At 63.9% G+C, this 24297-nt stretch carries 24 protein-coding genes; 14 read left to right on the forward strand and 10 right to left on the reverse strand.

Features of this window, described 5'->3' with window-relative positions; all coding sequences use genetic code 11:
• Positions 1 to 53: 53 nt before the first annotated feature.
• Both ACNPAA_RS00765 and ACNPAA_RS00770 read right to left on the reverse strand, forming a co-directional pair.
• Positions 54 to 809: a substrate-binding periplasmic protein gene (locus tag ACNPAA_RS00765; protein ID WP_233466804.1), complete on the reverse strand. Its 756-nt coding sequence runs from the start codon at positions 807 to 809 to the stop codon at positions 54 to 56.
• Between the two features lie 257 nt (positions 810 to 1066).
• Entirely contained in the window at positions 1067 to 1471 is a 405-nt protein-coding gene (locus tag ACNPAA_RS00770) for a CBS domain-containing protein (protein WP_103243872.1), read from the reverse strand.
• A 159-nt stretch (positions 1472 to 1630) separates the two neighbouring features.
• Here ACNPAA_RS00770 and ACNPAA_RS00775 point away from each other — a divergent pair, with 159 nt between their 5' ends.
• Complete coding sequence (locus tag ACNPAA_RS00775) at positions 1631 to 2335, forward strand: SDR family oxidoreductase (protein ID WP_039039618.1); 705 nt, start codon at positions 1631 to 1633, stop codon at positions 2333 to 2335.
• A 58-nt stretch (positions 2336 to 2393) separates the two neighbouring features.
• Here the strand turns inward: ACNPAA_RS00775 and folK are convergent, their stop codons facing one another.
• Positions 2394 to 2939, reverse strand: a complete 546-nt coding sequence (gene folK / locus ACNPAA_RS00780) for a 2-amino-4-hydroxy-6-hydroxymethyldihydropteridine diphosphokinase (RefSeq protein WP_053288038.1) — start codon at positions 2937 to 2939, stop codon at positions 2394 to 2396.
• Positions 2940 to 3064: 125 nt separating this feature from the next.
• On the opposite strand from folK, the gene ACNPAA_RS00785 reads away from it, so the two are divergent.
• The 4 genes from ACNPAA_RS00785 (at position 3065) to ACNPAA_RS00800 (ending at position 6622) form a co-directional block, all read left to right on the forward strand.
• The gene (locus tag ACNPAA_RS00785) at positions 3065 to 3157 is read left to right on the forward strand and encodes a YnhF family membrane protein (protein ID WP_010675981.1); all 93 of its coding nucleotides are present in this window, start codon (positions 3065 to 3067) and stop codon (positions 3155 to 3157) included.
• Positions 3158 to 3259: 102 nt separating this feature from the next.
• Positions 3260 to 4672 (forward strand): sensor histidine kinase, encoded by a 1413-nt coding sequence (locus ACNPAA_RS00790; RefSeq protein ID WP_045522797.1) that lies wholly within the window; start codon positions 3260 to 3262, stop codon positions 4670 to 4672.
• A gap of 105 nt (positions 4673 to 4777) precedes the next feature.
• On the forward strand, positions 4778 to 5287 hold the full coding sequence (locus tag ACNPAA_RS00795) for a hypothetical protein (protein WP_053288189.1): 510 nt from the start codon (positions 4778 to 4780) through the stop codon (positions 5285 to 5287).
• Between the two features lie 54 nt (positions 5288 to 5341).
• The gene (locus tag ACNPAA_RS00800; protein ID WP_041214273.1) at positions 5342 to 6622 is read left to right on the forward strand and encodes a sigma 54-interacting transcriptional regulator; all 1281 of its coding nucleotides are present in this window, start codon (positions 5342 to 5344) and stop codon (positions 6620 to 6622) included.
• Positions 6623 to 6925: 303 nt separating this feature from the next.
• Here ACNPAA_RS00800 and ACNPAA_RS00805 read toward each other — a convergent pair whose 3' ends face one another.
• On the reverse strand, positions 6926 to 7399 hold the full coding sequence (locus ACNPAA_RS00805) for a DUF1097 domain-containing protein (RefSeq protein ID WP_042014355.1): 474 nt from the start codon (positions 7397 to 7399) through the stop codon (positions 6926 to 6928).
• A gap of 371 nt (positions 7400 to 7770) precedes the next feature.
• Between ACNPAA_RS00805 and msrP the strand changes: the two genes are divergently transcribed.
• Positions 7771 to 8781 carry a protein-methionine-sulfoxide reductase catalytic subunit MsrP gene (gene msrP, locus ACNPAA_RS00810; RefSeq protein ID WP_053288039.1) on the forward strand — a complete coding sequence of 337 codons (1011 nt, stop codon included), beginning with the start codon at positions 7771 to 7773 and terminating at the stop codon, positions 8779 to 8781.
• A gap of 91 nt (positions 8782 to 8872) precedes the next feature.
• Positions 8873 to 9526: a protein-methionine-sulfoxide reductase heme-binding subunit MsrQ gene (locus tag ACNPAA_RS00815; RefSeq protein WP_417891506.1), complete on the forward strand. Its 654-nt coding sequence runs from the start codon at positions 8873 to 8875 to the stop codon at positions 9524 to 9526.
• A gap of 10 nt (positions 9527 to 9536) precedes the next feature.
• On the opposite strand, the gene ACNPAA_RS00820 is transcribed toward ACNPAA_RS00815, so the two are convergent.
• Positions 9537 to 9785: a PepSY domain-containing protein gene (locus tag ACNPAA_RS00820; protein ID WP_010675973.1), complete on the reverse strand. Its 249-nt coding sequence runs from the start codon at positions 9783 to 9785 to the stop codon at positions 9537 to 9539.
• Positions 9786 to 9848: 63 nt separating this feature from the next.
• Here ACNPAA_RS00820 and ACNPAA_RS00825 point away from each other — a divergent pair, with 63 nt between their 5' ends.
• From ACNPAA_RS00825 to ACNPAA_RS00840, 4 genes are all read left to right on the forward strand, one after another.
• Positions 9849 to 10181, forward strand: a complete 333-nt coding sequence (locus tag ACNPAA_RS00825; protein ID WP_210538284.1) for a PepSY domain-containing protein — start codon at positions 9849 to 9851, stop codon at positions 10179 to 10181.
• A gap of 94 nt (positions 10182 to 10275) precedes the next feature.
• A complete protein-coding gene (locus tag ACNPAA_RS00830) occupies positions 10276 to 10932 on the forward strand; it encodes a response regulator transcription factor (RefSeq protein ID WP_005332666.1) in 657 nt (218 codons plus the stop codon).
• A 31-nt stretch (positions 10933 to 10963) separates the two neighbouring features.
• Positions 10964 to 12310: a sensor histidine kinase gene (locus ACNPAA_RS00835; RefSeq protein ID WP_010675971.1), complete on the forward strand. Its 1347-nt coding sequence runs from the start codon at positions 10964 to 10966 to the stop codon at positions 12308 to 12310.
• 102 nt (positions 12311 to 12412) lie between these two features.
• A complete protein-coding gene (locus ACNPAA_RS00840; protein WP_043153921.1) occupies positions 12413 to 12874 on the forward strand; it encodes a hypothetical protein in 462 nt (153 codons plus the stop codon).
• A 68-nt stretch (positions 12875 to 12942) separates the two neighbouring features.
• Here ACNPAA_RS00840 and torA read toward each other — a convergent pair whose 3' ends face one another.
• A complete protein-coding gene (gene torA, locus ACNPAA_RS00845; protein WP_417891507.1) occupies positions 12943 to 15423 on the reverse strand; it encodes a trimethylamine-N-oxide reductase TorA in 2481 nt (826 codons plus the stop codon).
• A 22-nt stretch (positions 15424 to 15445) separates the two neighbouring features.
• Positions 15446 to 16576, reverse strand: coding sequence for a NapC/NirT family cytochrome c (locus tag ACNPAA_RS00850; protein WP_202016798.1), 1131 nt, complete (start codon positions 16574 to 16576; stop codon positions 15446 to 15448).
• A gap of 298 nt (positions 16577 to 16874) precedes the next feature.
• On the opposite strand from ACNPAA_RS00850, the gene ACNPAA_RS00855 reads away from it, so the two are divergent.
• Positions 16875 to 18884, forward strand: a complete 2010-nt coding sequence (locus tag ACNPAA_RS00855) for a DNA topoisomerase III (RefSeq protein ID WP_417891508.1) — start codon at positions 16875 to 16877, stop codon at positions 18882 to 18884.
• 73 nt (positions 18885 to 18957) lie between these two features.
• Here ACNPAA_RS00855 and ACNPAA_RS00860 read toward each other — a convergent pair whose 3' ends face one another.
• Entirely contained in the window at positions 18958 to 20313 is a 1356-nt protein-coding gene (locus tag ACNPAA_RS00860) for a TrkH family potassium uptake protein (protein WP_309563046.1), read from the reverse strand.
• Positions 20310 to 20963, reverse strand: coding sequence for a potassium channel family protein (locus ACNPAA_RS00865; protein WP_010675965.1), 654 nt, complete (start codon positions 20961 to 20963; stop codon positions 20310 to 20312). Before ACNPAA_RS00865 ends, ACNPAA_RS00860 begins: the two co-directional genes overlap by 4 nt.
• A 125-nt stretch (positions 20964 to 21088) precedes the next feature.
• On the opposite strand from ACNPAA_RS00865, the gene murB reads away from it, so the two are divergent.
• Positions 21089 to 22126 (forward strand): UDP-N-acetylmuramate dehydrogenase, encoded by a 1038-nt coding sequence (gene murB, locus ACNPAA_RS00870; RefSeq protein WP_319886911.1) that lies wholly within the window; start codon positions 21089 to 21091, stop codon positions 22124 to 22126.
• Positions 22123 to 23088 (forward strand): bifunctional biotin--[acetyl-CoA-carboxylase] ligase/biotin operon repressor BirA, encoded by a 966-nt coding sequence (gene birA, locus ACNPAA_RS00875; RefSeq protein WP_319886912.1) that lies wholly within the window; start codon positions 22123 to 22125, stop codon positions 23086 to 23088. The genes murB and birA overlap by 4 nt, the downstream gene beginning before the upstream one ends.
• A gap of 76 nt (positions 23089 to 23164) precedes the next feature.
• Here birA and coaA read toward each other — a convergent pair whose 3' ends face one another.
• Positions 23165 to 24103, reverse strand: coding sequence for a type I pantothenate kinase (gene coaA / locus ACNPAA_RS00880; RefSeq protein ID WP_029314861.1), 939 nt, complete (start codon positions 24101 to 24103; stop codon positions 23165 to 23167).
• Positions 24104 to 24297: the final 194 nt, after the last annotated feature.

Raw genomic sequence — 24297 nt, forward strand, 5'->3', positions numbered from 1 at the left:
CTGATCTCACTGCATAGCCGATCTTGCGAGGCGTGCAGCCCTGACAGTCGGGATCAGGGTTCGATATAGGGGATGCCGTATTTGTCGTAGAGGGCTTTGAGCCGGCCGTCCCGCTTCATGTGCAGCAGTTCGGCATCATAGGCGGCCATCAGGGCCGGGGTGTCGGCATCGGCCCGGGAACGGGTCCAGACATTGAAGTAGGGGCTGGTCTTGAGGGGTTTTGGCAGGTAGTCGAGCTTGCCTTCCAGTCCCTCCTCTCTTATCTGGGTGAAGGCGGTGACCAGGGACATGGGCACCACGTCGATGCGACCGGCGATGAGTTTGCGCAGTTGCAGCTGGTTGATGGGGATCTCCTGGAAGTGATAGCTCGGGTCTGTCATGGCTGCCGCGAGCTCGGGGGTATAGGAGAAATCCCGGGTGACACCGATGCGCCAGGGTTTGAGATCCGTCAGATGGTCATAATGGATCCGGCCTGCGGACTCCTTGCGTATGAAGAAGTGCCAGCTATGGAGCATATGGGCCTGTTTGGGGTAGAGCAGATAGGCCTCCCGCTCCGGTTTGTAGGAGTGGGTCAGCAGCAGGTCATAGAAGCCGCTTTCGGCATTGCGGGTGAGCCTGGCCCCCGAATCGATGAGCTCAATCCTGATGGGGGTATGGAGCGTGCCGAAGATGGCGGTGACGAGATCCACATCCAGCCCGCGAGGGTGTCCCTGTGCATCCAGCCACTTGAGAGGGGGCTCCAGGATGCCACCAATGACCAGCTCCCTGGCTGACAGCCAGCAGGGCAGCAGCAAGCAGAATACGAGCAAGCGTCGCACGTTACATCTCCTGAGCACTCGGGACGGGGTCGCATCCGGCAGGGACTGTGACCGGCACCTATCTAACTAGAGACGACCACGGATGGCAAACCCTGAAATGGGGAGGGGACAAACGAACGGTGGCGGTGGGAGGGGGGCGGGCTGCATCGACAGGCCGCCCCGTGGCAGAGTCGGGCGGGGTGGACCAGCCACTCGCCGGCTGTGGGCGGGAGGGTGGTCGGCATGAAACGTGTGCGAGGTTGCCTGCCTCAGGTTGCCTGACACTGTTTCATCTGGGTGTTGAGGGCCTGCATCACCTGACGACGGCTGATGATGCCCGTCACCTTGCCTCCCTCCATTACCGGATAGACCTTGGGTCTGGCCCCGGCCATCTGACGGGCGAGATCCACGATGTTGTCATCAGGAGAGACGAACAGCGGGGTCCGGCTCATCAGATCTTCGACCAGAGTACGGGTGTCGCAGTGATAGCTGCCCGTGAGCAGGGCGGGAATGCAATCCTGCTCGGAGAGAAATCCGACGAGGTGCTGATGGTCATCCAGTACCGGCAGGCCCCCCAGGTTTGCCCGATGGAGTCTGTCCAGCGCCTCGGTCAGACCGAGGCCGGGGTGCAGTGAGTGGGTCAATGGCTGCATATGATCGCGAATTTGTAGCATGATGGTGGCTCCATGGAGGTCGATGGGGCCACTATGCCCGGTGGCCGTGACAGGGGGCCAATGGGTTTTGCCTCGGACATCGATAGGTCATGGCCGATGAATGGGCCCTCCGTGCGATCCTGCATGGATCGGGGAGGGCGACAACCACAAGGAGAGTGTATGCGTGCATTGGTAACGGGCTGTGGCCGTCGCCTGGGATTCTATCTGTGCGAGCAGCTGGTGGCCGCTGGCTGGCAGGTGACGGGCAGCTATCGCAGCGAACGGCCCGAGCTGGATCGTCTGCGAGACGTGGGCGTCGAGCTGGTACAGGCGGACTTCACCCGGGAAGAGGAGGTGGGCGCCGTGGTGACGGCGCTGGCGGCCCATGAGGATCTTGCCCTGATCATCCACAATGCCTCCGCCTTCGAGCCCCAGGCGGCGGATCCTGCGGTGCAGCTGGCCCAGTTTGATCAGTTCTACCGGGTACACATGGCGGCTCCCTTCCAGCTCAACCGGGCGCTGGCCCCTGCCCTTGCCCGCCAGCCCAACGGGGGCATCATCCACATCACCGATATCTACATCCATGCTCCGGCGCCCCAGTTTGCCGCCTACGTGGCCACCAAGGCGGGAGCCCATTCCCTGGCCATGAGCTTTGCCCGCGAACTGGCGCCTGCCGTGCGGGTCAACACCATAGAGCCTGGCCCCATCCTGTTTCTCGACGAGCACGGGGATGACTGGCGCCAGCAGGTGCTGGCGAAGACGCCGCTGGCGCGGGAAGGGGGTCTGGAGCCCATCTGGCAGGCGGTACAGATGCTGATGAAGAACGACTACATGACCGGGGCCAGCATCCGGGTGGACGGGGGGCGCGCCCTCGCCGTCATCTAGGGCAAGGCGGGCCGCCATGACATGAGGCGCCTTTGGGCGCCTCATGTGTGTGAACGACTCAAGGGTGCCGGATGGCGGCGTGCCGGGAAGGGGGGCCGGGGTGGCCGTTGCCGGGAAGCAGGGCCTCGTCTTGCTGGCAGAGATGGATGGGGGCCTGGCCGATGCGCTGCTTCGCAAACACCTTGCTGCCCGGCAGGCCGAGGGTCACCTTGCCGGAGTCCACACTGCCGCCCTGATACATCTCCGCCAGCAGATCCCCCAGGTAGGCATCCACCCCGGCCTCGGCGAAGTCATCCCGTTCGCCGCAGGCCAGTATGTCGATGTCCAGTGGCCTGTCCGCCACCTTGCACAGGGGGTTGCTGCGATCCCGGCCATGGGCCAGCTCCATGGTGACAAACTCGGCCTTGAGCTGGACGGGGGAGAGGTCGCTCTGGACGGCGAACAGGCAGTTGAGGAAGTCGTGGCGCGAATGCATGCCCACGGGTTTGGTCTGGATGACGGAACTCAGGTGAAGGCGACCAAAGCGGGCCAGCAATTCGGCGACGACCTGACTGACGTGCAGGGCGGGGTCGAGATTGGATCCAATGCTACAGAGGTAAAACATGCTTTCCATTCCTTGGGTTGGGCTCGTCTGAAATATATACGCAGCTCACGGTTATGGGATTCACTATGAATTAACATGTCGTTATCTGTTGTGATCCAACGCTGATTGGCAGAAAGGAGGTTTGCATGAGCGTAGAAATGAAATGGGCACTGTTGGCCGCGTCAGGGGCCCTTGCCATGATCATTGTCATCTGTGTGGCGTCCGTCGGCCTGGCGTGAATCCGGCCTCGGTGAGCAATCAAACCGGCTTTATGGCCGGTTTTGCTTTTTGGGGCAGTGCGGATATGCTGGCTCCCCCATGACGAATCGAGACCGCAGAAGATGACCAAGGTTCGGCCCCGCTCCCTGCTCCAGGTAGTACTGATGGGCTTCGTGCTGGTGCTGATGCCCCTGGGGGGCATGATCTGGCACGACAGTCAGGCTCTCTCCCACCTGGGCCAGCTCACCAGCGACGAGATGGAACGTGCGGTGCGGGACACTCGCCGGGCGACGCTGCTCTCCACTCAGGCCATCGATCTGGAGCGCACCCTGCGCCGCTATGCGGTCCTGGGTGATGACCGCATCCTGGCCAGCTATCGGCAGCAGCTGGTGCGCTACCGGGAACTGCTCGCGACCCATCAGGACTCCATTCCGGATGCCGAGGTCTACGGAGATCTCGAGGCGACGCTGGTCTGGCTCGATGGCCTGCAGGATCTGCGCAAGGCCAGGCAGGAGGCGACCAGCCCCCGTTTCACCGACTTCAACGAACTGAACCAGCAACTGGAAGTGGTCACCCGCAGCCAGGTGGATGATCACGTGACCCGCATGCGGGGCGCCATCGTGGAGCTGAAACAGCAGATCTGGTGGGTCAGCGGCTTCGTGGTCGGGCTCAGCCTGCTGCTGGTGTTGCTCTTTACCTACCTCATCATCCACCCGGTACGTCAGATTGAGTCGCGGATCCTGAGTCTGGGCGCAGGCGTCGAGCCGGATCAGCGCCCGGTGGATGGCCCGGCCGAACTGGTGCTGCTGGGGGAGCGGATCAGCTGGCTGCACGACAAGCTCAAGGAGCTGGAACAGCAGAAATACCAGTTCCTGCGCCACGTATCCCACGAGCTGAAAACCCCCCTTGCCGTGCTGCGGGAGGGGGCTGATCTGCTCTCGGAGCAGCTGGTGGGGCCCCTCAACGGGGATCAGCAGGAGATCTGCCAGATGCTGGAGGAGAACAGCCGCCGTCTGCAGACCCTGATCGAGCGGCTGCTCGACTTCAATCGCCTCAGCCAGCAGGAGGTGTTCACCCTGTCCGAGGTGCCCCTGGCGCCCTTGTTGTCAGACTTGTCCGAAGAGTACCGGCTCGCGCTGGAATCCAAGCAAATCAGTGTACACTTGCCGCCCGAGCCCATCAGCCTGCGGGCAGAGCCCTACCGCCTGCGACTCATCCTCGACAATCTCTTTTCCAACGCGGTCAGCTATGGCGCCAGGGGCGGACAGATCTGGATCCGCGCCGGGGCGGGAGCGGGCGGCGGCTGGCTGGAGGTGGCCAACGAAGGGCCTGTCATCCCGCCAGACGAACGGGAGCGCATCTTCGAGCCCTTTGAGCAGGGCAGCATAGTGCGCCAGGGATTGCTGAAAGGCTCCGGCATGGGCCTCTCCATTGCCCGTGAGTCTGCCATGAGTCTGGGCGGTGAGCTCAGGCTGATCGAGGATGCCCAGGCGGATGTCTGTTTCCGGCTGGATTTGAACGTGCGCCCGAGCTGACGGGCGTGGCGGCGACCCCGCAGGTGCGGGTGGCGCCTTGACACCGAATATTGAGAGGAGCGGGCAGGTGCCTGTTCCCCACCAGGATCTGAAGTGACATTCAAGATGAAACGATTTGTGATTCCCGTATTGATGATGGGCCTGCTCGCTGGCTGTTCCCTGCTGCCTTCTACCAGCCTCACCGAGCCTTCCCAGGAGGCGATCGCCAGGCGGATGGAGTTTGCCAACAAGGAGATGCAGGTGCGCCTGCAATACTCGGACTGGCTGCTGGCCAGCCATCCCCAGCAGCGGATGCAGGAGCGCCAGCGACTGGCCGGCGCCACCGACCTCGAGAGCCGGGTCAGCCTGGCCATGGTCAACACCCACCCGTCCGAATCGGTGGCCAGCCGCCGGGCCGGGCTGGATCAGCTGAAAGCTCTGTTGCCGGAGCTCGGTCTCGATGCCCAGGCCTTCCTGCGCAGCTGGATCGCCCTCGGGGAGGAGCTGCTGGTGCGAGACAGCCGCCGCGACGATCAGAGTCAGGAGGTGAAGCGTCTACGCCAGCAGATAGAGCAGCTCTCCGCCATCGACGAGCAGCTCAACCAGCGTAAGCTCAATGGGGGAGGTCAGCCATGACAGCTCCGGACCGCGCCGCAATGACCGCGTTTTTCGCCAAGAGGGGGTGAGAGCATGAGCCGTATTCTGCTGGTGGACGATGATGCCAGCCTGCTCAAGCTGATGAGCATGCGCCTGCGCAGCCAGGGTTACGAGGTGGATACCGCCGACAGCGCCGAAGGAGCGCTGGACAGGCTGCGCCAGCAACGGGCCGACCTGGTGCTGAGCGATCTGCGCATGGGGGGCATGGACGGGCTGGCGCTGTTCGAGCGGATCCAGTCCCAGTGGCTCGGCATGCCGGTGATCATCATGACCGCCCACGGCACCATTCCCGACGCCATCCAGGCGACCCGCTCCGGGGTGTTCAGCTTCCTCACCAAGCCCATCGACAAGGACGAGCTGCTGGTCACCATAGAACATGCTCTCAGCCTGACCCGTCCGAAGCAGCAGCAGGAGTGGCAGTCCCTCATCCAGACCCGCAACCCGCAGATGGAGCAGTTGCTGATCCAGGCGAGCAGCATCGCCACCATGGACGTGCCCGTGCTGATCCTGGGCCCCTCCGGCGCCGGCAAGGGGGTGATGACCCAGGCGCTGCACCAGGCCAGCCACCGCCGCGACAAGCCGCTGCATACCATCAACTGTGCGGCTCTGCCCTGGCCCGTGCTGGACTTGCAGCTGTTTGGCGAGGATGGCCAGTCCGGCCTGTTTGCCGAGGCCAAAGGCGGCACCCTCTTCCTCGACGAGATAGGGGATCTGTCGGAGTCACTCCAGGCCAAGTTGCTCCAGGTGCTGGCGGAGTATGGTCAGGGTACCCCCGAGGTGCGGGTCATCAGCTCCAGCCATCAGGATCTGGTGACCGCCATGGAAGAGGGGCGTTTTCGCGAGGATCTCTTCTACCGCCTCAACGTGGCCAACATCACCCTGCCGCCGCTGAGCGCCCGCAGCGAGGACATCCCCCTGCTGGCCCGTCAGGCGCTGGACGATTACCGCAACCGTCACCCCGATTGCGCCGCCCTCGGCTTCTCGCCGGAGGCGCTGGCCCTGCTGGCCGCCGCGGCCTGGCCGGGCAACGTGCGCCAGCTCTGCGGGGTGGTGGAGCAGCTCGCCAGCCTCTGCTGCAGCCCGGTGATAGGCGCGGCGATGGTGGAGTCGGCCCTGAGTGGCGGCGGTGGCGGTATTCCCTCGTTCAACGAGGCGCGGGCCGAGTTCGAGAAGGAGTATCTGATCCGGCTGCTGCGCACCACGGAGGGGAACGTGACCCTGGCGGCCAACATGGCGGGGCGAAACCGCACCGACTTCTACAAGCTATTGAATCGGCACGGCATCGAGGCGGCAAATTTCAAGTCGAAGGGATAAATGACAGAGGGGCGGGGGGGGGGGGGGGGGGGGGGGGGGGGGGGGGGGGGGGGGGGGGGGGGGAGGCAGGAGGACGCGAGGGGGAGGGCGCGGCGCGCCGGCGGGCGGCGGGGGGGGGGGCCGCCCCCCCGCCCCACCCCTACCCCTCTTCTCCCCCCCCCCCCGCGCCGGCCGCCCCCCCCCGCCCCCCCCCCCCCCCCCCCCCCCCCCCCCCCCCCCCCCCCCCCCCCCCCGCCCCTCTGGTTTCCGACCGAATCGGTTACCTTGCCAGGCTCAGGCTCAGGCTCAGGCTCAGGCTCAGGCTTATGCCGGGTCGCTGACGCCGCCGGTGGAGAGGGTCTTCTGGGAGAGCCAGAGGCCGCTCGCCTTCATCAGATAGCCAAACAGGGCGCCGATGATGAGGGAGGGCAGAATGAGCCGCCACTCGCCTGCGGCGCCGAAGGTGGCACAGCACCCGGCGAAGGTGCCGGGAATGTAGGCGAGCCACTGCTGCCTGGCCTGCACGCACATCAGGGTGGCCACCACCCCTGTCATCAGATAACCCGCCATGCCGGCTCCCCACCAGGTCTCCCCGTGGATCAGCAGGAGTGCCCACAGCATGCCGGTGGTGTTGCACAGCAGGGTCTGCAACAGCGCCTTGTAACCGCCACTCGAGGCGAAGTAGCTGGTGCAGCCGAGGAAGCCGACCCAGGAGATGAGACCGAGTGCGGCGGCCAGTCCACCCCAGACGGCGGAGAGGATCCCGGTCGTGATGGCGATGGCGAACAGTGGGCTCATGGCGTGACTCTCAGTGGTTGAATCCGGAAAAGGAGGCAGCCTACTCCGCGGTAGAGCGGCAGCAAGCGGGGGCCGGATTGTGTGTGATCCCGATCACTCTTTGCAACTCTGGAATACGCTTGCGCTCGCGAAAAAAATTCATTGGAGACGCCGCAGACCTTGTTCCATAGTTAGAGGCCCTGTCCTGCTCATGGAGTGAGTCTGATGGTGCCAAACGTGATCGTTCCTCTGCTGGTGTTCGTAGTGCTCTTCCTGGCCGGTACCATGGCCAAGGCACTGCCCCTTTACCAACTCATGTAATTCTGTGTGAAATAAAACTTGGCCGGGGCGGGTCTTATGGTTGTCAACCTCATCGTCCCGGGAGTTTTTTCATGTTGATCAAGCGCCGTACTTCTCATCATCCCACAGAGCAGGATGTCACGCCGGAAACCGTCTATCAGGATCGTCGCCGCATCCTGAAAGGGCTGGGCCTGGGCGTCGGTGCCGCCACCCTGGCGTTTCCGGTGAAGGCCAGCCTGCTGGATCTCTTCGCATCGGACAAGCAGGCCCCCGTGGCCCCCACCAGACCCCTCAACATCCGTGCCGCGACCCGGCCAGAGGGATTGATCCTCACCCCGGAGGAGAAGGCCACCACCCACAACAATTTCTACGAGCTGGGGACCGACAAGGGGGATCCGGCCCGCAACGGCCATTACCTCAAGCCCGAGCCCTGGACCCTGAAGGTGGAAGGGGAGGTAGCCAAACCCTTCACCCTGGATGTGTGGGATCTCATCAACAAAAGCACGCTGGAGGAGCGCATCTATCGGCTGCGCTGCGTGGAGGCCTGGTCCATGGTGCTGCCCTGGAGCGGCATTGCGCTGGCGGATCTGATCCGCCGTGCCGAGCCCACCAGTCGCGCCAAGTTCGTGGCCTTCGAGACGCTCTATGATCCGGAACAGTTGCCGGGGCAGGCCTCCCGTGCCCTGGGGGGCGGCATCGATTATCCCTATGTGGAGGGCTTGCGCCTCGACGAGGCCATGCACCCCCTCTCCTTCCTCGCCATGGGGCTCTATGGCAAGACCCTGCCCGCCCAGAACGGGGCTCCCATCCGGCTGGTGGTGCCCTGGAAGTACGGCTTCAAGAGCATCAAGAGCATCGTCTCCATCCGCCTGGTGGAGGAGATGCCCCCCACCACCTGGAACCTGCTGGCCCCCAACGAATATGGCTTCTACGCCAACGTCAACCCGAGCGTGGATCACCCGCGCTGGAGCCAGGCGAGCGAGCGTTTCATCGGCGAGGGGGGTATCTTCGGGGCCAAGCGCCAGCCGACCCTGATGTTCAATGGCTACGGCGACGAGGTGGCGTCCCTCTATCAGGGGATGGATCTGCGTAAATGGTATTGAGACTGACGCGCTGTCCGACTGATCTCTTGCCCCCTTCTCCCCTGGTGGGAGAGGGGATGAGAAGCGGGAAAAACATGACGGGAACTGCAATATGATGCCGAGACTGAAAACAGCCCATGTCAACGGCTTGCGGGCGCTGGTGCACCTTGGTTCGCTCGGCTTTCTGCTCTGGCTGGGCTATGCCGTGCCAGCCGGGCTGCTGGGGGGAGATCCGGTCCAGGGGCTGACCCATTACCTTGGCAAGGGGGCCCTCCACCTGCTGTTGCTGACCCTGCTGGTGTCGCCGCTCGCCAAGCGCTGGCGCCAGGGGCAGCTCATCAAGTTGCGTCGCCCCCTCGGGCTCTGGTGCGCCGCCTGGGCGTCCCTGCACTTCATGGTCTGGCTGGGGCTGGATCTGCAGTTCGACTGGGGGCTGATTGGCGGCGAGCTGGTGAAGCGCAGCTACATAGTGGTGGGCATGGTGGCGCTGCTACTGTTGCTGGCGCTCGGCATCACCTCGATCCCGGCCCTGTTGCGGCGCATGGGGCCTGTCTGGCAGAAGCTGCACAACTGGATCTACGGGGTGGCTCTGCTGGTGCCGGTACACTACTGGTGGTCGGTCAAGAGCGGGTGGCAGGAGCCTCTCATCTATCTGGTGCTGGCCTGCGCCCTGCTGTGGCCCCGTCGGGAAAAGCTGCTGCGCCCCTGGCGCAGGCGAGCGCAAGTAGCCGGGAGGGGGGCGGCGCAACAGCCGTCACGCCCATAGCAAAAGAGGCCTATTCGGCCTCTTTTTTGGTGATCTCGCCGGTGTTGGCATCGACCTGCAACTGGACGCGCTGATCGTCGGCATTCAGGGTATCGACCTCGAATTTGTCCCCTTCCAGCTCCACTTCTCGAATGTCGTGATAACCTTGTGCCAGCAACAACTTGACCAGTCCGGCCATGTCGAGACGTGTCTGCGCCGCCCAGCCAAAGGTGGAAAAGAGGCACAAGATCAGCAGGATACTGCGTGGGATCATATTCATTCCGGATTCATGGCTGGCACACTATAAACGGCATTATGTTAGGTTTTGAGAGATGAATCACCCATGAATAGCGCGCTGCCCCTGCTTGGATTGCTGCTGCCGATGCTGGTTCAGGCGGCCCAGCCGAACGAGGCCTTGCTGCAACAGGCGGTCAGCGAGGGGCGGGTCCGCCCGTTTCATGTGTTGATGGAGGTGGCCTCCCGCCTGCCGGTGCGCGTGCTGCGCGTCGATCTGGGTGAGGAGGATGGCGTCTGGCTCTACGAGCTCAGGCTCATCGACGAGGAGAACAGCGTCATCAAGGTGGGCTATCGGGCTGACAATCTGGAGATGGTGTGGCTCAAGGGTCACCATCTGGAGCGCCTGTTCGCTCCGCGCCCGCCCCCGGAAGAGGAGTAAGGAGTAACGGCGTGAGTCCGCGAACCTACCGTCATCCGGTTCGTCCCCCCAACCGTTGCCGGTGCCGGCACAACCCTGTTTTGGATACCCATGTATGCGCATTCTGATAGTTGAAGATGAAAAGATCCTCGCGGGCCAGCTGGCGGAACAGCTGCGTCTGTCCGGTTTCGTCACCGATCTCTGCCACGATGGCAATGAGGCGGGCTTTCTCGGCGAGACCGAACCCTATGACGCCATCATCCTGGATCTCGGCCTGCCCGGTCGCGACGGCCTGAGCGTACTGAAGGAGTGGCGCAGCAAGGGGATGGACACCCCGGTGCTGGTGCTGACCGCCCGTGGCCAGTTGCACGAGAAGATTGAAGGGCTCAACGCCGGGGCGGACGACTACCTCACCAAGCCCTTCCAGGTGGCGGAGCTGGTGGCGAGGGTGCAGGCGCTGGTGCGCCGGGCGGCGGGGAACGCCAGCTCCATCCTCGAGATCGGTGGCGTGCGTCTCGACATGGCGGCTTCCCAGGTGTGGTACGAGGGGACCCCCATCAAGCTCACCGCCCACGAGTTCCGGGTGCTGGGCTACCTGATGCAGCACAGGGGCAAGGTGGTGTCCCGCAGCGAGCTGATCGACCACATCTATGCCCAGGATTTCGATCGCGACTCCAACACCGTGGAGGTGTTCATCGGCCGCATTCGCAAGAAGACCCACGCCGATCTCATCGAGACGGTGCGCGGCCTCGGCTACCGGATCAACGAATGACATCCTCGCAACCGATGGCGGGGTGGGTTGAATGAGGCTGGTACGCACCCTGCGAGGTCGGCTGGTGGTGATCGCCATGGTCTGGTGCGGTCTCTTCCTGTTCGCCACCGGCTTCAGCCTGCAGACCATGATGCGCAACTACTGGCAGGAGGCGGAGGCCGATGGCCTGCGCCTGCAGCTCTACGATCTGCTCTCCCGCCTCGAGATCCAGCCGGACGGCATGCCGGTGGTCACCGAGCCCATGGCCGACCCCCGTTATCGCCAGCCCTACTCCGGCTACTACTGGCAACTGGAGCTGGGGGAGACGGTGGTCAGTCGCTCCCGCTCCCTGTGGGATGCCCATTTGAGCGCCCACGGCCTGAAGTCGGCCTTCGGCGATCCGGATCTCTTTGTCGGCAAAGGGCCCAACAAGGAGCCCCTGCTCATCATGACCCGTACCGTGCTGCTGCCGGGGTCTGATCGGGTCTTCACCCTGGTGATGGCCAAGGACAGCAGCGCCCTGACCCAGACCCTGAAGAAGACCCGCATCAGCCTGTTCCTCGGCCTCGGCTTCGCCGCCACCGGCCTGGTGCTCGGCTTCATGTTCCAGATCCTCTACGGCCTGCGCCCGCTGCACTTGCTGCGCCGCGAGCTGAGCCGCGTCCATCAGGGTCATCAGGAGGGGTTCCGGCTTCGCTACCCCCTGGAGATCCAGCCGCTGGTGGAGGACATCAACCGCCTGCTGCACCACTATGGCGAGCTGCTGCAGCGGGCCCGCTCCCACACCGGCAACCTGGCCCACGCCCTCAAGACGCCGCTCAGCATCATGCGCAACCAGGTGACCCAGTTGCCGCCGGAGGATCAGGCCGCCCTCGGCGAGCAGCTCGACCAGATCCAGCGCCACATCGACTACCACCTCGGCAAGGCGCGGGTGACCGGCGCCGCCAAGATCCTCGGGGTGTCGACCCCGGTGCGGGCCCGGGTGGAGTACATCTGCCGCGCCTTCTCCCGCCTCTATCCCGGCAAGACGGTGGACTTGCAGGTGCCGGTCAATCTGGCGGTCGGGGTGGAGGAGCAGGACTTCGACGAGATGGTGGGCAACCTGCTGGAGAACGCCTTCAAGTGGTCCGCCAGCGAGCTGCGCATCTCCAGTGCCGAGCTGGGGGGCTGGATCACCCTGCGCATCGAGGACGACGGCCCCGGCATGAGCGAGGATCAGATCGCCAAGGCGGTGCTGCGGGGGGTGCGCCTCGACGAGAAGGTGCCGGGTTCCGGGCTCGGTCTCAACATAGTGTCAGACCTGGCGGAGGCTTACCGTGGCAGCCTCATCATGGGGCGGGCCGAGCTGGGGGGGCTCGCCGCTTCCCTCTCCCTGCCCAAGGTGGCCAGGGTCGAGTGACGGGGGGCCCCGTCGGGGGGCCCCTTTTGTGCCGCCGTGCTGGCAAGGGTGCGGCACCCGGCATAAGATACGTCTCTTGTTTCAGGTGTAGGAAGGGTAGCAATGACTGACGATCCTTGGGCTTTGTGCCATCTCGATGATTCGTTCGATGCCTCGGTGCTGGGCACTAAGGGGGCCCAGATCCAGTGGTTCGAGGACAGGGATGCCCTGATCCAGTTCCTGCTGGAGGATTTTGTCGACCTGCTGGCCGACGTGGGCGAGCTGGACGAGGAGCAGACCGAGAGCGCCCGCGAGCGCTTCACCCTGCTGGTGGAGCAGAGCCTGGATGATCGCACCCTGATGGATGCCATCAACGATCTCGCCTCCGGCCTGCGCCGCATTGCCTGGCTGGGGCCCCTCTCCGAACTGGCGGAGTTGAGCGACGACTTCGCAAGCGGGCTGCGAGCCTTCTTCTGGAGCCAATATGACGGTGACGAGGATGACCCCGAGGCCTGGGTGCCGGAAGATCTCTGGCCCCAGCTGGCGGAGTGCGCCGAAGAGTACATGGTGGAAGGAGACTTCTGAGCCACACCACAAACTGCGATAAGAAAACGGCGCCTTGATGGCGCCGTTTTTGTTGCTCAGTCCTCTACTCAGCCGTTGGCCGGTACCTCGTGCGCCGTGTTGGCGAGCACTGGCCCGATATACTTCTCTATCTGCAATTGGGCCATGTGGCCGCAGTTGCCCTGGGCCAGACTGGACGAACCCTCGTCGAAGGTGAGGCAGTTGACGTTGCCGTTCTTGCAGATGCTGCCCGCTTCCCCCGGCTTGGCCGGATCGTACCAGGCCCCTTCACACACCCGCACTACCCCGGGCCGGATATCGGCGGAGATCAGGGCCCCCACCAGGATCTGGCCGCGCTCGTTGAAGGCCCGCACCAGATCGCCATCCTGGATGCCGCGCGCCTTGGCGTCGTCCGGATGGATCAGGATCGCCTCCCGATCGGCGATGGCGAACTTGTCCCGCAGCGGGGTGTTGTCGAGCTGGGAGTGCAACCGCTGGGTCGGGTGGGAGGTGTTGAGCGACAGCGGATAGCGCGCCGCCACCTCGCTCTTCACCCACTCCTTGGGCTCATACCACTTGGGATGACCGGCGCAGTCGGCATAACCCATCCCCGCCACCGTGTTGGAGAAGATCTCGATCTTGCCGGACGGGGTACCGAGCGGGTTGAGCAGCGGGTTCTCGCGAAAATCGGCGTGACGGATCCACTGGCGGTTGGCCTCCGGGATCGGGAAGCGGATGTAGTTGTTGGACTCCCAGAACATGTTGAACGGCGGCAGCGCCACACGGGCGCCACGGGCCTGCGCCGCCATGCCGTCGTACATCTGCTTGAGCCACAGCATCTCGTCCTTCCCTTCGGTGTACTGCTCCTGCACACCCAGCTTGGCGGCGATGGCGCTGAAGATGTCGAAGTCGTTGCGGGCTTCAAACTGGGGCGGCACGCACTGGTGCATCGGGAACACATAGCGCTGGGAGTAGTCGCCCCCCATCTCCAGATCATTGCGCTCGTAGCTGGTGGTGACCGGCAGCACGATATCGGCGTGCTTGGCGGTAGCGGTCCAGTAAGGCTCGTGAACGATCACGGTCTGCGGTTTGCGCCACGCCTGCAGCAGGTTGTTGGTGTCCTGATGGTGGTGGAAGGGGTTGCCGCCCGCCACGTAGACCAGCTTGATGTCCGGATAGGTCACCTTGCGGCCGTTGAAGTCGATGGTCTTGCCCGGGTTGGCGAGACAGTCGGCGATGCGGGCCACCGGGATGGGGGCCGGGCTGTTCTTCGGGGCATTGCCGGCGGAGATACCCGCCAGAATGCCGCCCTTGGCGCTGGGGCTGCCACCGGAGGAGTAGTGGTAGCTGAAGCCGTAGCCGCCCCCCGGCAGGCCGATCTGGCCCAGCATGGAGGCCAGAGTGACCAGCATCCAGTTCGGCTGCTCCCCGTGGTGCTGACGCTGCATGCCCCAACCGGCCATGATCATGGTGCGCTTGGCGGCCATGTCGAGGGCCAGCTGGCGAATCACCTTGGCCTCGACGCCGCAGATGGCGCTCGCCCACTCGGCGCTCTTGGGCTGACCGTCATCCTTGCCGAGCAGGTAGGCGAGGAAGGTGTCGAAGCCGACGGTGTAGCGATCGAGGAAGGCCTGATCGTGCTTCTTCTCGCTGTAGAGGGTGTGAGCGACACCCAACATCATGGCCACGTCGGTATAGGCGTTCGGGGCAATCCACTCGGCGCCGACCAGCTTGGCGGTCTCGTTGTAGACGGGGTCGATGCTGATGACCCGGGTGCCTTTCTCTTTCAGCGCCTTGAAGCCGGCCTGCCCCTCGTGATCCGGCATGTTCCAGCTGTTCTTCAGGGTCACCTGGGCGTTGACCCCCCAGAGCACCACCAGTTCGGCGTGTTCCACCACGTTGGGCCAGGCGGTCTGCTGCTCGTACACCTCGATGGAGCCCATCACGTGGGACATGATCACCTGGGCCGCGCCGGTGGAGTAGTCACCGGCATAGCCGGTGAAACCCCCGGCCAGGTTCATCAGGCGGTGCAGAAGGGTGCGGCTGTTGTGGAACATGCCCACGCTCTTCCAGCCGTAGGATCCGGCGTGGATCGCCTGCGGGCCGAAATCAGACTGGACGCGCTGGATCTCGCCGGCCACCAGTTCGGTGGCCTTCTCCCAGCTCACTCGCACCCACTCGTCGGCACCGCGCAGCTCCGGTCTGGCACCCGGGCCGTGCTCCAGCCAGCTCTTGCGCACCATGGGGTACTTGATGCGGTTCTTGGCGTGGACCTGGAACGGTGCCATGTCGATGAGGTCATTCGGCGCTGGGTCATCGGCCACCGGCTGGACCCGCACCATGCGGCCCTCGGAGACGATGGCCTCGAAGGCCCCCCAGTGGGCGCCGGTCAGGATGCCTTTCTGGGCGGGCACCAGGGTGGGGAACTGTTCAAGGGCCGTGCTGACGGCCTTGGCCAGGGCGCTTTTCGGGAAGAGACCAGCCAGCAGGGGCAGGGCGGCACAGGCCCCCAGCCCCTTGAGCAGAGTACGGCGGGAGAGGTTGGTCTGTTGGTCATTGAAAAAAGTCATGGGAGAGTCCTCTGTTCCTGCCTTAATGGGCCGCGCTCATGTCGCTGGCGTGTTTCTGCACGTATTGGGTGAGCATGCGCGCCTGCTCCGGGGTGAGGGAGGTACGGGACTCCATCCCCTTGATGACGCCGATCCACTGATTGGCGTTGAAGTGATCCAGCGCGGTGAGGCCGTGACAGCCGGTGCAGTTGTTGGACATCAGGGTGGAGGCGTATTTCCACAGCTTGCCCTGATCGCCGATGAGCTGGCTCTGATCGACCCAGGCGGTCAGGCTGACCTGATGCCAGGTGAGGTTGGTGGCGCTGTCGGTCTCGCTCTTGCCGGTCACGAGGGCTTTTCTGGCGGCTTCGCCGACCAGCACGCTCAGGATCCGTTTGCCGGGGGCGGCGTAGAACACCTCGCTCACACCGTCCTGTTGCCAGCCGTCGATGCGCACCTGGGCGCGGCCGTTGTCGTTGGCCAGCACTTCCACCTGGGTGGAGGGCATCAGAGTGCCTTCGTCAGTCTTGGCGCCGGCATCCAGATAGAGCGGGGTGGTGGCGATGGCATAGCGGGTGGTGACGGTGGCCGGGGTCTGGGCCGCGGCGGCGGCCAGTTCGCTGGCACCGGCGGCAGCCAGGCCGCTCATGTCCGGCATGATGTGGGCGACGCCGCGGTGGCAGTCGATGCAGGTCTGACCCTCCTTGATGGCGACCGGGTGCTCGGCACGGGCATTGGGGCGCTGGGCCAGGATATCCATCGCCGCGTAGCTGTGGCAGCTGCGACAGGTGGCGGAGTCATTGGCTTTGAGCTGATCCCACACGGTCTGGGCCATGCGCAGCTTGTGGGCCTCGTATTTCTCCGGGGTGTCGAGGGTGCCGATCGCCTCGTGATAGATGTCTTTCACGGCGCGGATCTTGGTCCAGAGATAGGCGGCGGGTTCACTGGGGATGTGGCAGTCGGCGCACTCGGCGCGGATCCCCTTCACGTTCTGGAAGTGGACACTGCCCTGATATTCGGCGAGGGGGGTCTGCATGGAGTGGCAGGAGACGCAGAACTCGGTGGAGCTGGTCTTGTGCAGCACGGTGACGGTGACGCCCAGTGCAGCGACCCCCAGCAGGGCCCCGAGCAGCAGAAGCCAGAACCAGGTCTTTCTCAACAGTTTTCCAAGCATGGTGACGGTGTCCTTCGAATTCGGGTATTACCAATATAGTAGTAGTCCCAAGATTCGATGGGTTGACCTCGGTCATGGTTTTTATTTCGTCATATAATTAGTTTTTGGTTTTGTTATTTGTTTTGGCATGATTTCTTGAATTTAAATCGCATTTTTCCCATACAGCGGGAGCGGGATGCGCTGTGGTGAGAGCGATGCCCAAGCCGGGGTGAGGAGGCAGTAGGCCACCCCGGGGCTTGGGGTTTGTGGCGAGAGGATTGTATACTGTTCACATATACAGTATTCAGGTGTATCCATCATGCGACTCTTTATCGCCGAGAAACCCAGCCTTGGCCGCGCCATCGCCGATGTCCTCCCCAAACCGCACAAGAAGGGGGATGGTTTCATCGAGACGGCGCAGGGAGACGTGGTGACCTGGTGCATCGGCCACCTGCTGGAGCAGGCCGAGCCCGATGCCTACGATGCCGCCTACAAGCAGTGGCGCATGGAATCCCTTCCCATTGTCCCGACCCAGTGGCAGCTGGTGGCCAAACCCAAGACCAAGGCCCAGCTGGCCGTCATCAAGGGGCTCATCAAGCAGGCGGACTGCGTGGTCAACGCCGGTGACCCGGACAGGGAAGGGCAACTGCTGGTGGACGAGGTGATCGACTTTCTCGGCTATCCCAAGACCAAACCGGTTCAGCGCTGCCTCATCAGCGATCTCAATCCCCCCGCCGTGCGCCGCGCCCTCGACAAGCTCAGGGACAACAAGGAGTTCGTGCCGCTGGCGGTGTCAGCGCTGGCCCGTAGCCGTGCCGACTGGCTCTATGGCATCAACATGACCCGGGCCTATACCCTGCTTGGCCGCAAGGGGGGTTGCAGCGAACTGCTGTCGGTGGGCCGGGTACAGACCCCCTTGCTCGGTCTGGTGGTGCGCCGGGATCTCGAGATCGAGGCCTTCGTTCCCAAGCCGTTCTACGAGGTGATGGCCCATCTGCTGACCCAGGGCAACGAACGCTTCACCGCCAGGTGGCTGCCATCGGAGGCCTGCCTGCGCTGGCAGGATGAGGAGGGACGGGTGCTCAACCGGGCGCTGGCCGCCAAGGTGGTGGAGCGGATCCAGGGGCAACCTGCCCGGGTGGAGGCGGTGGAGGAGCAGGCGCGCAAGCAGGCGGCGCCGCTCCCCTACAACCTCTCCAGCCTGCAGATCGACGCTGCCAAGCGCTTTGGCATGGATGCCAAGCGGGTGCTGGATATCTGCCAGAGCCTCTACGAGCGGCACAAGCTCATCACCTATCCCAGATCCGACAGCCGCCATCTGCCGAGCGAGCACTTCAACCGGGCCGGCCAGGTGCGGGAGGCCATCGCCAGCACGGCCCCTGCGCTGGCCAGGGCGGTCGCCGAAGCGGATGGCAGGATCCGCAGCAAGGCGTGGAACGACAGCAAGGTGGATGCCCACCACGCCATCATTCCCACCGAGAAGAGGGGGAACGAGGCGAGCCTGGGGGCCGACGAGGCGAAGCTGTACGGCCTGATTGCCCGCCAGTATCTGCTGCAGTTCTACCCGCCGTTCGAGTACAACGACAGCAAGGTGTTGCTGCGCATCGCCGGAGGGCTGTTCCAGGCCAAGGCGCGCCGCATCCTCAAGGCGGGCTGGAAGGCGCTGCTCGGAGTGGAAGAGGATGACGAGGAGGAGGCGGGAACCCTGCCTGCCCTGAAAGAGGGGGAGGAACTGCTGTGCGAGCGGGGGGAACTGCTGGAGAAGATGACCCAGCCCCCCAAGCCGTTTACCGATGCCACCCTGCTGGCCGCCATGACCGGCATCGCCCGTTATGTGCAGGATCCCGAGATCCGTAAGACCCTGCGGGAGACCGACGGTCTGGGCACCGAGGCGACCCGGGCCGGGATCATCGATCTGCTGTTCAAGCGCCGCTTCCTGGTGCGCCAGGGCAAGAGCATCAAGGCCACCCCGACCGGGCGAGCCCTGGTCCAGGCGCTGCCCACGACCGCCACGACACCGGACATGACGGCACTGTGGGAGCAGAGTCTGGGTCAGATCGCCGAACGTCACGGCAGCTACCAGCAGTTCATGGGGCCGCTCACCGAGCAGCTCAACGGCCTGATCGAGGGGGCGCGGCAGGATTCCGGCGCCAGCTTCAGCGCGCTGCCCAAGGCGGCGCCCGGTGACAGCAAGCACCGCTTTGCCCGCCGCAAGCGGACTGCGTCCACCGCCGCACGCCCCCGCACGAGCACAGGCAAGAGTGCTCGTGCGGGGAAGAGCCCTGGAAAGAGCCCCGGCAAGGGGACGACCAGGGGCAAGGCTGCCTGAGGCTGGCGCGCGCCGTGATCACATAAAAATAAGAAGAGGGGCCAGTGGCCCCTCTTTGCATGGGTGGAGCGGCTTACCCCGTGTAGACGCTCTCTTCCGGATAACGGATGCGGGTCTCCACCGGGCGGGCCAGCATGATCGCCAGGGTGAGGGGCCCCAGACGGCCGCAGATCATCACCAGCACCAGGATCAGTTTGCCCGGTTCGCTCAGTGAGGCGGTGATGCCTGTGGACAGACCCACGGTGGCAAAGGCCGAGATGGTCTCGAACATGATCTTGTCGAAGGGTTGCGACTCCGTGAGCATCAGCAGGAACATCGCCAGCATCAGCACCATGGTACTGACGATGATGATGGCCAGGGAACGGGTCACTATCTGGGGTGACAGGGTGCGGCCGAAGGCGGTGACATGGGGGCGCTTGGTCAGAAACGCCCGGGTCGCCAGCAGGACGACGGCAAAGGTGGTGACCTTGATACCGCCCCCGGTCGAGGTTGCCCCGGCACCGATGAACATCAGCATCATCATGAACAGCAGGGAGGCCGGTACCATCTGGCCGATATCCACCGTGTTGAAGCCCGCCGTGCGCGCGGTGGCCGACTGGAAGAAGGCTGCCAGCCACTGGCTCCCGAAGGAGGCGTTGCCCAGGGTGCCAGGGTTGTTGTGCTCCAGCAGCCAGAACATCAGGGTCCCCAGCAGCAGCAGGGCAGGGGTCATCAGCAGCATCAGCTTGCTGTGCAGTTTCAGCTTGCGCCAGCGGCGGTTGCGCACCAGGTCGACGATGACGGTGAAGCCTACCCCCCCCAGGATCAGCAGGGCCGGTATGGTCAGGCTGATGAGGGGGTCATCCCGGTAGTCCATGAGGTTGTTGGCAAACAGCGAGAAGCCGGCGTTGTTGAAGGCCGACACCGCGTGGAAGAAGCTGACGTAGAGGCCGTGGCCCCAGCCCATGTCGGGCACCCAGCGAATGGCCATGATGGCGGTGCCGATCAGCTGGGCAATCAGGGCGAACAGGACGATGCGCTTCACCAGCTGGACGATGTTGACGGACCCCTCCTGGCCCAGCGCCTCCTTGGCCAGCACCTGTTGGCGCAGCCCGACCCGCTTGCTGAACATGGCGATGAGCAGCAGTGTCATGGTCATCTGGCCGAGACCGCCAATCTCCATCAATATCAACAGGATGATCTGCCCCTGCAGGGTGAAGGCGGTGCCGGTATCCACCACCCCGAGGCCGGTCACGCTGATGGCTGACGTGGCGGTGAACAGGGCGTTGATGACGGTGACCTCACCCTTGTGGCTGGAGGGCTGGACCAGAAACAGGGTGCCGACCAGCAGGATGATGAGGAAACTGCCCAGGATGAGCTTGGCCTCGCTCCAGCGGGAGTTGTCTTCCCGATGCAGGGTGAAGGCGTAGTTGCTGCGCCAGTTGATCATAGGGTGTCGAGCCAGTGATCGATGGCGTGCTTGTTGCCGGCCAGGATCAGGATGTCACCGAGTTGCAGCTCCATCTTGCCGGTCAGGACGTTGTGCAGCACCTCACCCCGCTTGATGGCCAACAGCTGGAAATCGCTTTGCTGCAGCAGGCGCAAGTCGGCCAGGGTGCGGGTGTTTTGCTGCAAGCCGATCACGAACTCGGTCAGCACCATGTCGTGACCCAGCTCCAGGTAGTCGAACAGCCGGTTGTCCAGCATGCTCTGGGCTACCCGGCGGCCCATGTCCCACTCCGGGTTGATCACCTTGTCCGCGCCCACCTTCTGCAGGATCTTGGCGTGGAACTTGTCGCGGGCCTTGACCCAGACCTTCTTCACGCCCGCCTCTTTCAGCACCAGCGTGGTCAGGATGCTGGTCTCCAGGTTGTCGCCGATGGCGACAAAGACGATGTCGAAATTCGCCAGGCCCAGTTCGGCGACCGTGGCCTCGTCGGTGGCATCGGCCACGATGACGTGGTTGCAGAGGGTGGCTATCTGGCGGGTCTTGCTCTCGTCGATGTCGATGGCCAGTACCTCGGCATTCTGGCGCTGCAACTCTTCGCACAAGGCGCTGCCAAACAGGCCCAGGCCGATGACGGCGAATTGATTGTTCATGCATGCTTCCTCAGCGGGATGAAGGGGTTACTCTACTCCAGAGCCCTGAGTCCGAAAAGTGTCCGGGTTTTTTGTCCCGGGGGATCTGGGGTAAACTGCGCCCTTGTCCTTGTCGGAACACACAGATGAAACTCACCCCCCACGCCTCCCTGTCGACCCTCAATACTATGGGCCTGGACGCACACTGCCTCTGGCTGGCCGATGTGACCCGGCCGGATGATCTCGCGCAACTGCGGACCAACCCGGAGTTGGCCACCTTGCCGCGCCTGGTGCTGGGAGGAGGAAGCAACATCCTGTTCTGCGATGACTTTGCCGGTCTGGTGGTCCACAACGGCCTGAAAGGGATCACGCTGCAAGAGGAGTCCGAGCACTGGCTGCTACACGTGGCGGCAGGTGAAAACTGGCACGAGCTGGTATGTCACGCCCTGCAACAGGGCTGGCACGGGCTGGAGAATCTGGCACTCATTCCCGGGACGGTCGGGGCGGCCCCGGTACAGAACATCGGTGCCTACGGGGTCGAGCTGGCCAGCGTCTGTGCCTACGTGGAGGCGTTCAACTGGCAGAGTGGCGAGGTTGAGCGCATCGCGGCGGCCGACTGCCGATTCGGTTACCGTGACAGCATCTTCAAGCACGACTATCAGGATTCCCACTTCATCATCGCCGTCGGTCTGCGCCTGCCCAAGGCATGGCGCCCGGTCGCCGGCTATGGCCCGCTGGCGGCGCTGGGGGATGCCCCTTCGCCACAGGCCATTTTCGACACCGTCTGTGCCACCCGCATGGCCAAGCTGCCGGATCCGGCGGTGCTGGGCAACGCGGGCAGTTTCTTCAAAAACCCTGTGGTGCCCGCCGCCCTGGCCGAGACCCTGAAACAGCAATACCCGCAGATGCCCTGCTACCCTGCGGCAGAAGGGCAGGCCAAGCTGGCGGCTGGCTGGCTCATCGATCAGTGCGGTCTCAAGGGGTTTGCCATCGGTCGTGCCGCCGTGCATCAGGAGCAGGCGCTGGTGCTGGTCAATCTGGGGGGCGCCAGCGCCATGGAGCTCATCGCGCTGGCGGCCCATGTCCGCGACAGCGTGGAGCACCAGTTCGGTGTGGTGCTGGAACACGAGGTGCGCTTCATGGGGCGCAGCGGTGAAACCTGGCTCGACGAGGTACTGGCATGACCCTGACCCCCGTCAGACAGACCCTGATCACCCTGCTCAGCGACGGCCAGTTTCATTCCGGCGAGCAGCTGGGCGAGCGCCTTGGCATCAGCCGGGCGGCGGTGAGCAAGCACATGGCCGCACTCAAGGATCTGGGGCTGGATCTCTTCAGCCTGACCGGCAAGGGCTATCGGCTGGCGGTGCCCATGGCCCTCTATCACGAGGGGTGGCTGCAGGCAGAGGCACCGATGGCACCGGTGCACTGCTTCCCTGTCATCGACTCCACCAACCAGTACCTGCTGGAGCGGGTCAACACCCTGAGCTCCGGCGAAAGCTGTCTGGCCGAGTGCCAGACCGCCGGGCGGGGACGTCGTGGCAAACCCTGGGTTTCTCCCTTCGGTTGCCAGCTGATCCTGAGCATGTACTGGCGGCTTGAGCAGGGCATGGCGGCCGCCATGGGACTGAGTCTTGCGGTCGGCGTGGCGGTGGTCGAGGCGCTGGAGTCCCTCGGTTATCCCGGGGTGGAGCTCAAGTGGCCGAACGACCTCTATTACCAGGGCCGCAAGCTGGCGGGCATCCTGGTGGAGATGAGTGGCAGTGCGGGTGCCAGCTGCCATCTGGTGATCGGGGTCGGCCTCAATCTGGCGATGCCGAGTCGGGAGGGGGAGAAGATCGATCAGGCCTGGTCCGAGCTGCGCCATATCCAGCCCGAGCTGGTGGATCGCAACGAGCTGGCCGCCTGCGTGCTGCTGCACCTGCAGCAGGCCATGCAGACCTTCGAACAGACGGGACTGGCGAGTTTCGTCGAGAGCTGGAACCGGCTCGACCACTTCGCCGGCCAGCCGGTGAAGCTGCTGATGGGAGAGCAGGTGATCCGCGGGATTGCCCGGGGGATCGACGAACGCGGAGCCCTGCGTCTGGAGACGGAAGAGGGGCTCAAGCTCTATCTGGGAGGGGAGCTCTCCCTGCGGCGGGGGGACTGAACCCATACGCTCATGACGACTGAATGGAAGAGGGGGCCTGCGGGCCCCCTCTTCCATGTATGCACTGCGACAGTGGTCACTTGCGCAGCTTGATCTGCTCGATGGCGTGCTCATTGCCCTTGGTGAGGATGAGGTTGGCCCGCTCCCGGGTCGGCAAGATGTTCTCTTGCAGGTTCAGGTAGTTGATATCCTGCCAGATGTTGTTGGCGATCTCGGTCGCCTCGCTCTCGGCCAGCTTGGCGTAGTGGTGGAAATAGGAGTCGGGATCCGAGAAGGCGCCGCTGCGGAATTTGAGAAAACGATCGATGTACCAGGTGCGCAGCAGCTCGGCGTCAGCATCCACATAGATGGAGAAGTCGACGAAGTCCGACACGAACACGCGATGGGGGTCCTGGGGATAGTCCATGCCGCTTTGCAGCACATTGAGCCCCTCCAGGATCAGGATGTCCGGCTGTTCCACCACCTTCTTCTCGTCGGGCAGGATGTCATAGATGAGGTGGGAGTAGACGGGGGCCTCGACCTTCTCGTGGCCGGCGCGGATATTGGCGACAAACTCCACCAGATGGCGGATGTCATAAGACTCGGGGAACCCCTTGCGGCGCATCAGGCCACGGGCTTCCAGCTCCTTGTTGGGAAACAGGAAGCCGTCGGTGGTGACCAGCTCCACCCTGGGGTGCTCCGGCCAGCGCTCCAGCAGTGCCTGAAGGATACGGGCCGTGGTGCTCTTTCCCCCCGCCACGCTGCCGGCGATGCTGATGATATAGGTGCCCTTGCCGCGGGACTGACCGAGAAACTGCTCCAGCACCCGGCTGCGGCGCTGCTTGGCCTTGACGTAGAGATTGAGGAGACGGGAGAGGGGCAGATAGATCTCTTCCACTTCCCGCAATGACACCTTCTCGTTGATCCCGCGCAGGGTCTGCAGATCGTGCTCGGTCAGGGTCAGGGGGACCGCATCGCGCAATAACGCCCATTGTTCGCGGGTGAATTGCAAATAGGGGTTATGCTCTGTCGTCATGGTGTCATCACTGTTTCTTGGGCAGGGCGACCATACACCAAGGGATCGGGAGCGACAAGGGACGCGTCCGGTCGGGACGGAGAAGGAGCGTTTTTTTGCCTGGATCCCGGCATAAATGCACTTTTTGCAAGGTGCAATGGTTGCATCCCCAAAATCCTTACCATAAAATGCGCGACGCTTGGATGTCTGTCGTC

The organism is Aeromonas sp. PS2Canimalfood6, assembly GCF_048276795.1.
Taxonomy (GTDB): Bacteria; Pseudomonadota; Gammaproteobacteria; order Enterobacterales; family Aeromonadaceae; genus Aeromonas; species Aeromonas caviae.

Excerpts from the sequence above, each read along its gene's own strand:
- ACNPAA_RS00800 (WP_041214273.1), top strand. The coding sequence starts at position 5,342 with ATGAGCCGTATTCTGCTGGTGGACGATGATGCCAGCCTGCTCAAGCTG.
- ACNPAA_RS00790 (WP_045522797.1), top strand. The coding sequence starts at position 3,260 with ATGACCAAGGTTCGGCCCCGCTCCCTGCTCCAGGTAGTACTGATGGGC.
- ACNPAA_RS00815 (WP_417891506.1), top strand. The coding sequence starts at position 8,873 with ATGATGCCGAGACTGAAAACAGCCCATGTCAACGGCTTGCGGGCGCTG.
- ACNPAA_RS00835 (WP_010675971.1), top strand. The coding sequence starts at position 10,964 with ATGAGGCTGGTACGCACCCTGCGAGGTCGGCTGGTGGTGATCGCCATG.
- ACNPAA_RS00770 (WP_103243872.1), bottom strand. The coding sequence starts at position 1,471 with ATGCTACAAATTCGCGATCATATGCAGCCATTGACCCACTCACTGCAC.
- ACNPAA_RS00865 (WP_010675965.1), bottom strand. The coding sequence starts at position 20,963 with ATGAACAATCAATTCGCCGTCATCGGCCTGGGCCTGTTTGGCAGCGCC.
- folK (WP_053288038.1), bottom strand. The coding sequence starts at position 2,939 with ATGTTTTACCTCTGTAGCATTGGATCCAATCTCGACCCCGCCCTGCAC.
- ACNPAA_RS00795 (WP_053288189.1), top strand. The coding sequence starts at position 4,778 with ATGAAACGATTTGTGATTCCCGTATTGATGATGGGCCTGCTCGCTGGC.
- msrP (WP_053288039.1), top strand. The coding sequence starts at position 7,771 with ATGTTGATCAAGCGCCGTACTTCTCATCATCCCACAGAGCAGGATGTC.
- birA (WP_319886912.1), top strand. The coding sequence starts at position 22,123 with ATGACCCTGACCCCCGTCAGACAGACCCTGATCACCCTGCTCAGCGAC.
- ACNPAA_RS00830 (WP_005332666.1), top strand. The coding sequence starts at position 10,276 with ATGCGCATTCTGATAGTTGAAGATGAAAAGATCCTCGCGGGCCAGCTG.
- ACNPAA_RS00860 (WP_309563046.1), bottom strand. The coding sequence starts at position 20,313 with ATGATCAACTGGCGCAGCAACTACGCCTTCACCCTGCATCGGGAAGAC.
- ACNPAA_RS00850 (WP_202016798.1), bottom strand. The coding sequence starts at position 16,576 with ATGCTTGGAAAACTGTTGAGAAAGACCTGGTTCTGGCTTCTGCTGCTC.
- ACNPAA_RS00825 (WP_210538284.1), top strand. The coding sequence starts at position 9,849 with ATGAATAGCGCGCTGCCCCTGCTTGGATTGCTGCTGCCGATGCTGGTT.
- coaA (WP_029314861.1), bottom strand. The coding sequence starts at position 24,103 with ATGACGACAGAGCATAACCCCTATTTGCAATTCACCCGCGAACAATGG.
- ACNPAA_RS00785 (WP_010675981.1), top strand. The coding sequence starts at position 3,065 with ATGAGCGTAGAAATGAAATGGGCACTGTTGGCCGCGTCAGGGGCCCTT.
- murB (WP_319886911.1), top strand. The coding sequence starts at position 21,089 with ATGAAACTCACCCCCCACGCCTCCCTGTCGACCCTCAATACTATGGGC.
- ACNPAA_RS00805 (WP_042014355.1), bottom strand. The coding sequence starts at position 7,399 with ATGAGCCCACTGTTCGCCATCGCCATCACGACCGGGATCCTCTCCGCC.
- torA (WP_417891507.1), bottom strand. The coding sequence starts at position 15,423 with ATGACTTTTTTCAATGACCAACAGACCAACCTCTCCCGCCGTACTCTG.
- ACNPAA_RS00840 (WP_043153921.1), top strand. The coding sequence starts at position 12,413 with ATGACTGACGATCCTTGGGCTTTGTGCCATCTCGATGATTCGTTCGAT.
- ACNPAA_RS00855 (WP_417891508.1), top strand. The coding sequence starts at position 16,875 with ATGCGACTCTTTATCGCCGAGAAACCCAGCCTTGGCCGCGCCATCGCC.
- ACNPAA_RS00820 (WP_010675973.1), bottom strand. The coding sequence starts at position 9,785 with ATGAATATGATCCCACGCAGTATCCTGCTGATCTTGTGCCTCTTTTCC.
- ACNPAA_RS00775 (WP_039039618.1), top strand. The coding sequence starts at position 1,631 with ATGCGTGCATTGGTAACGGGCTGTGGCCGTCGCCTGGGATTCTATCTG.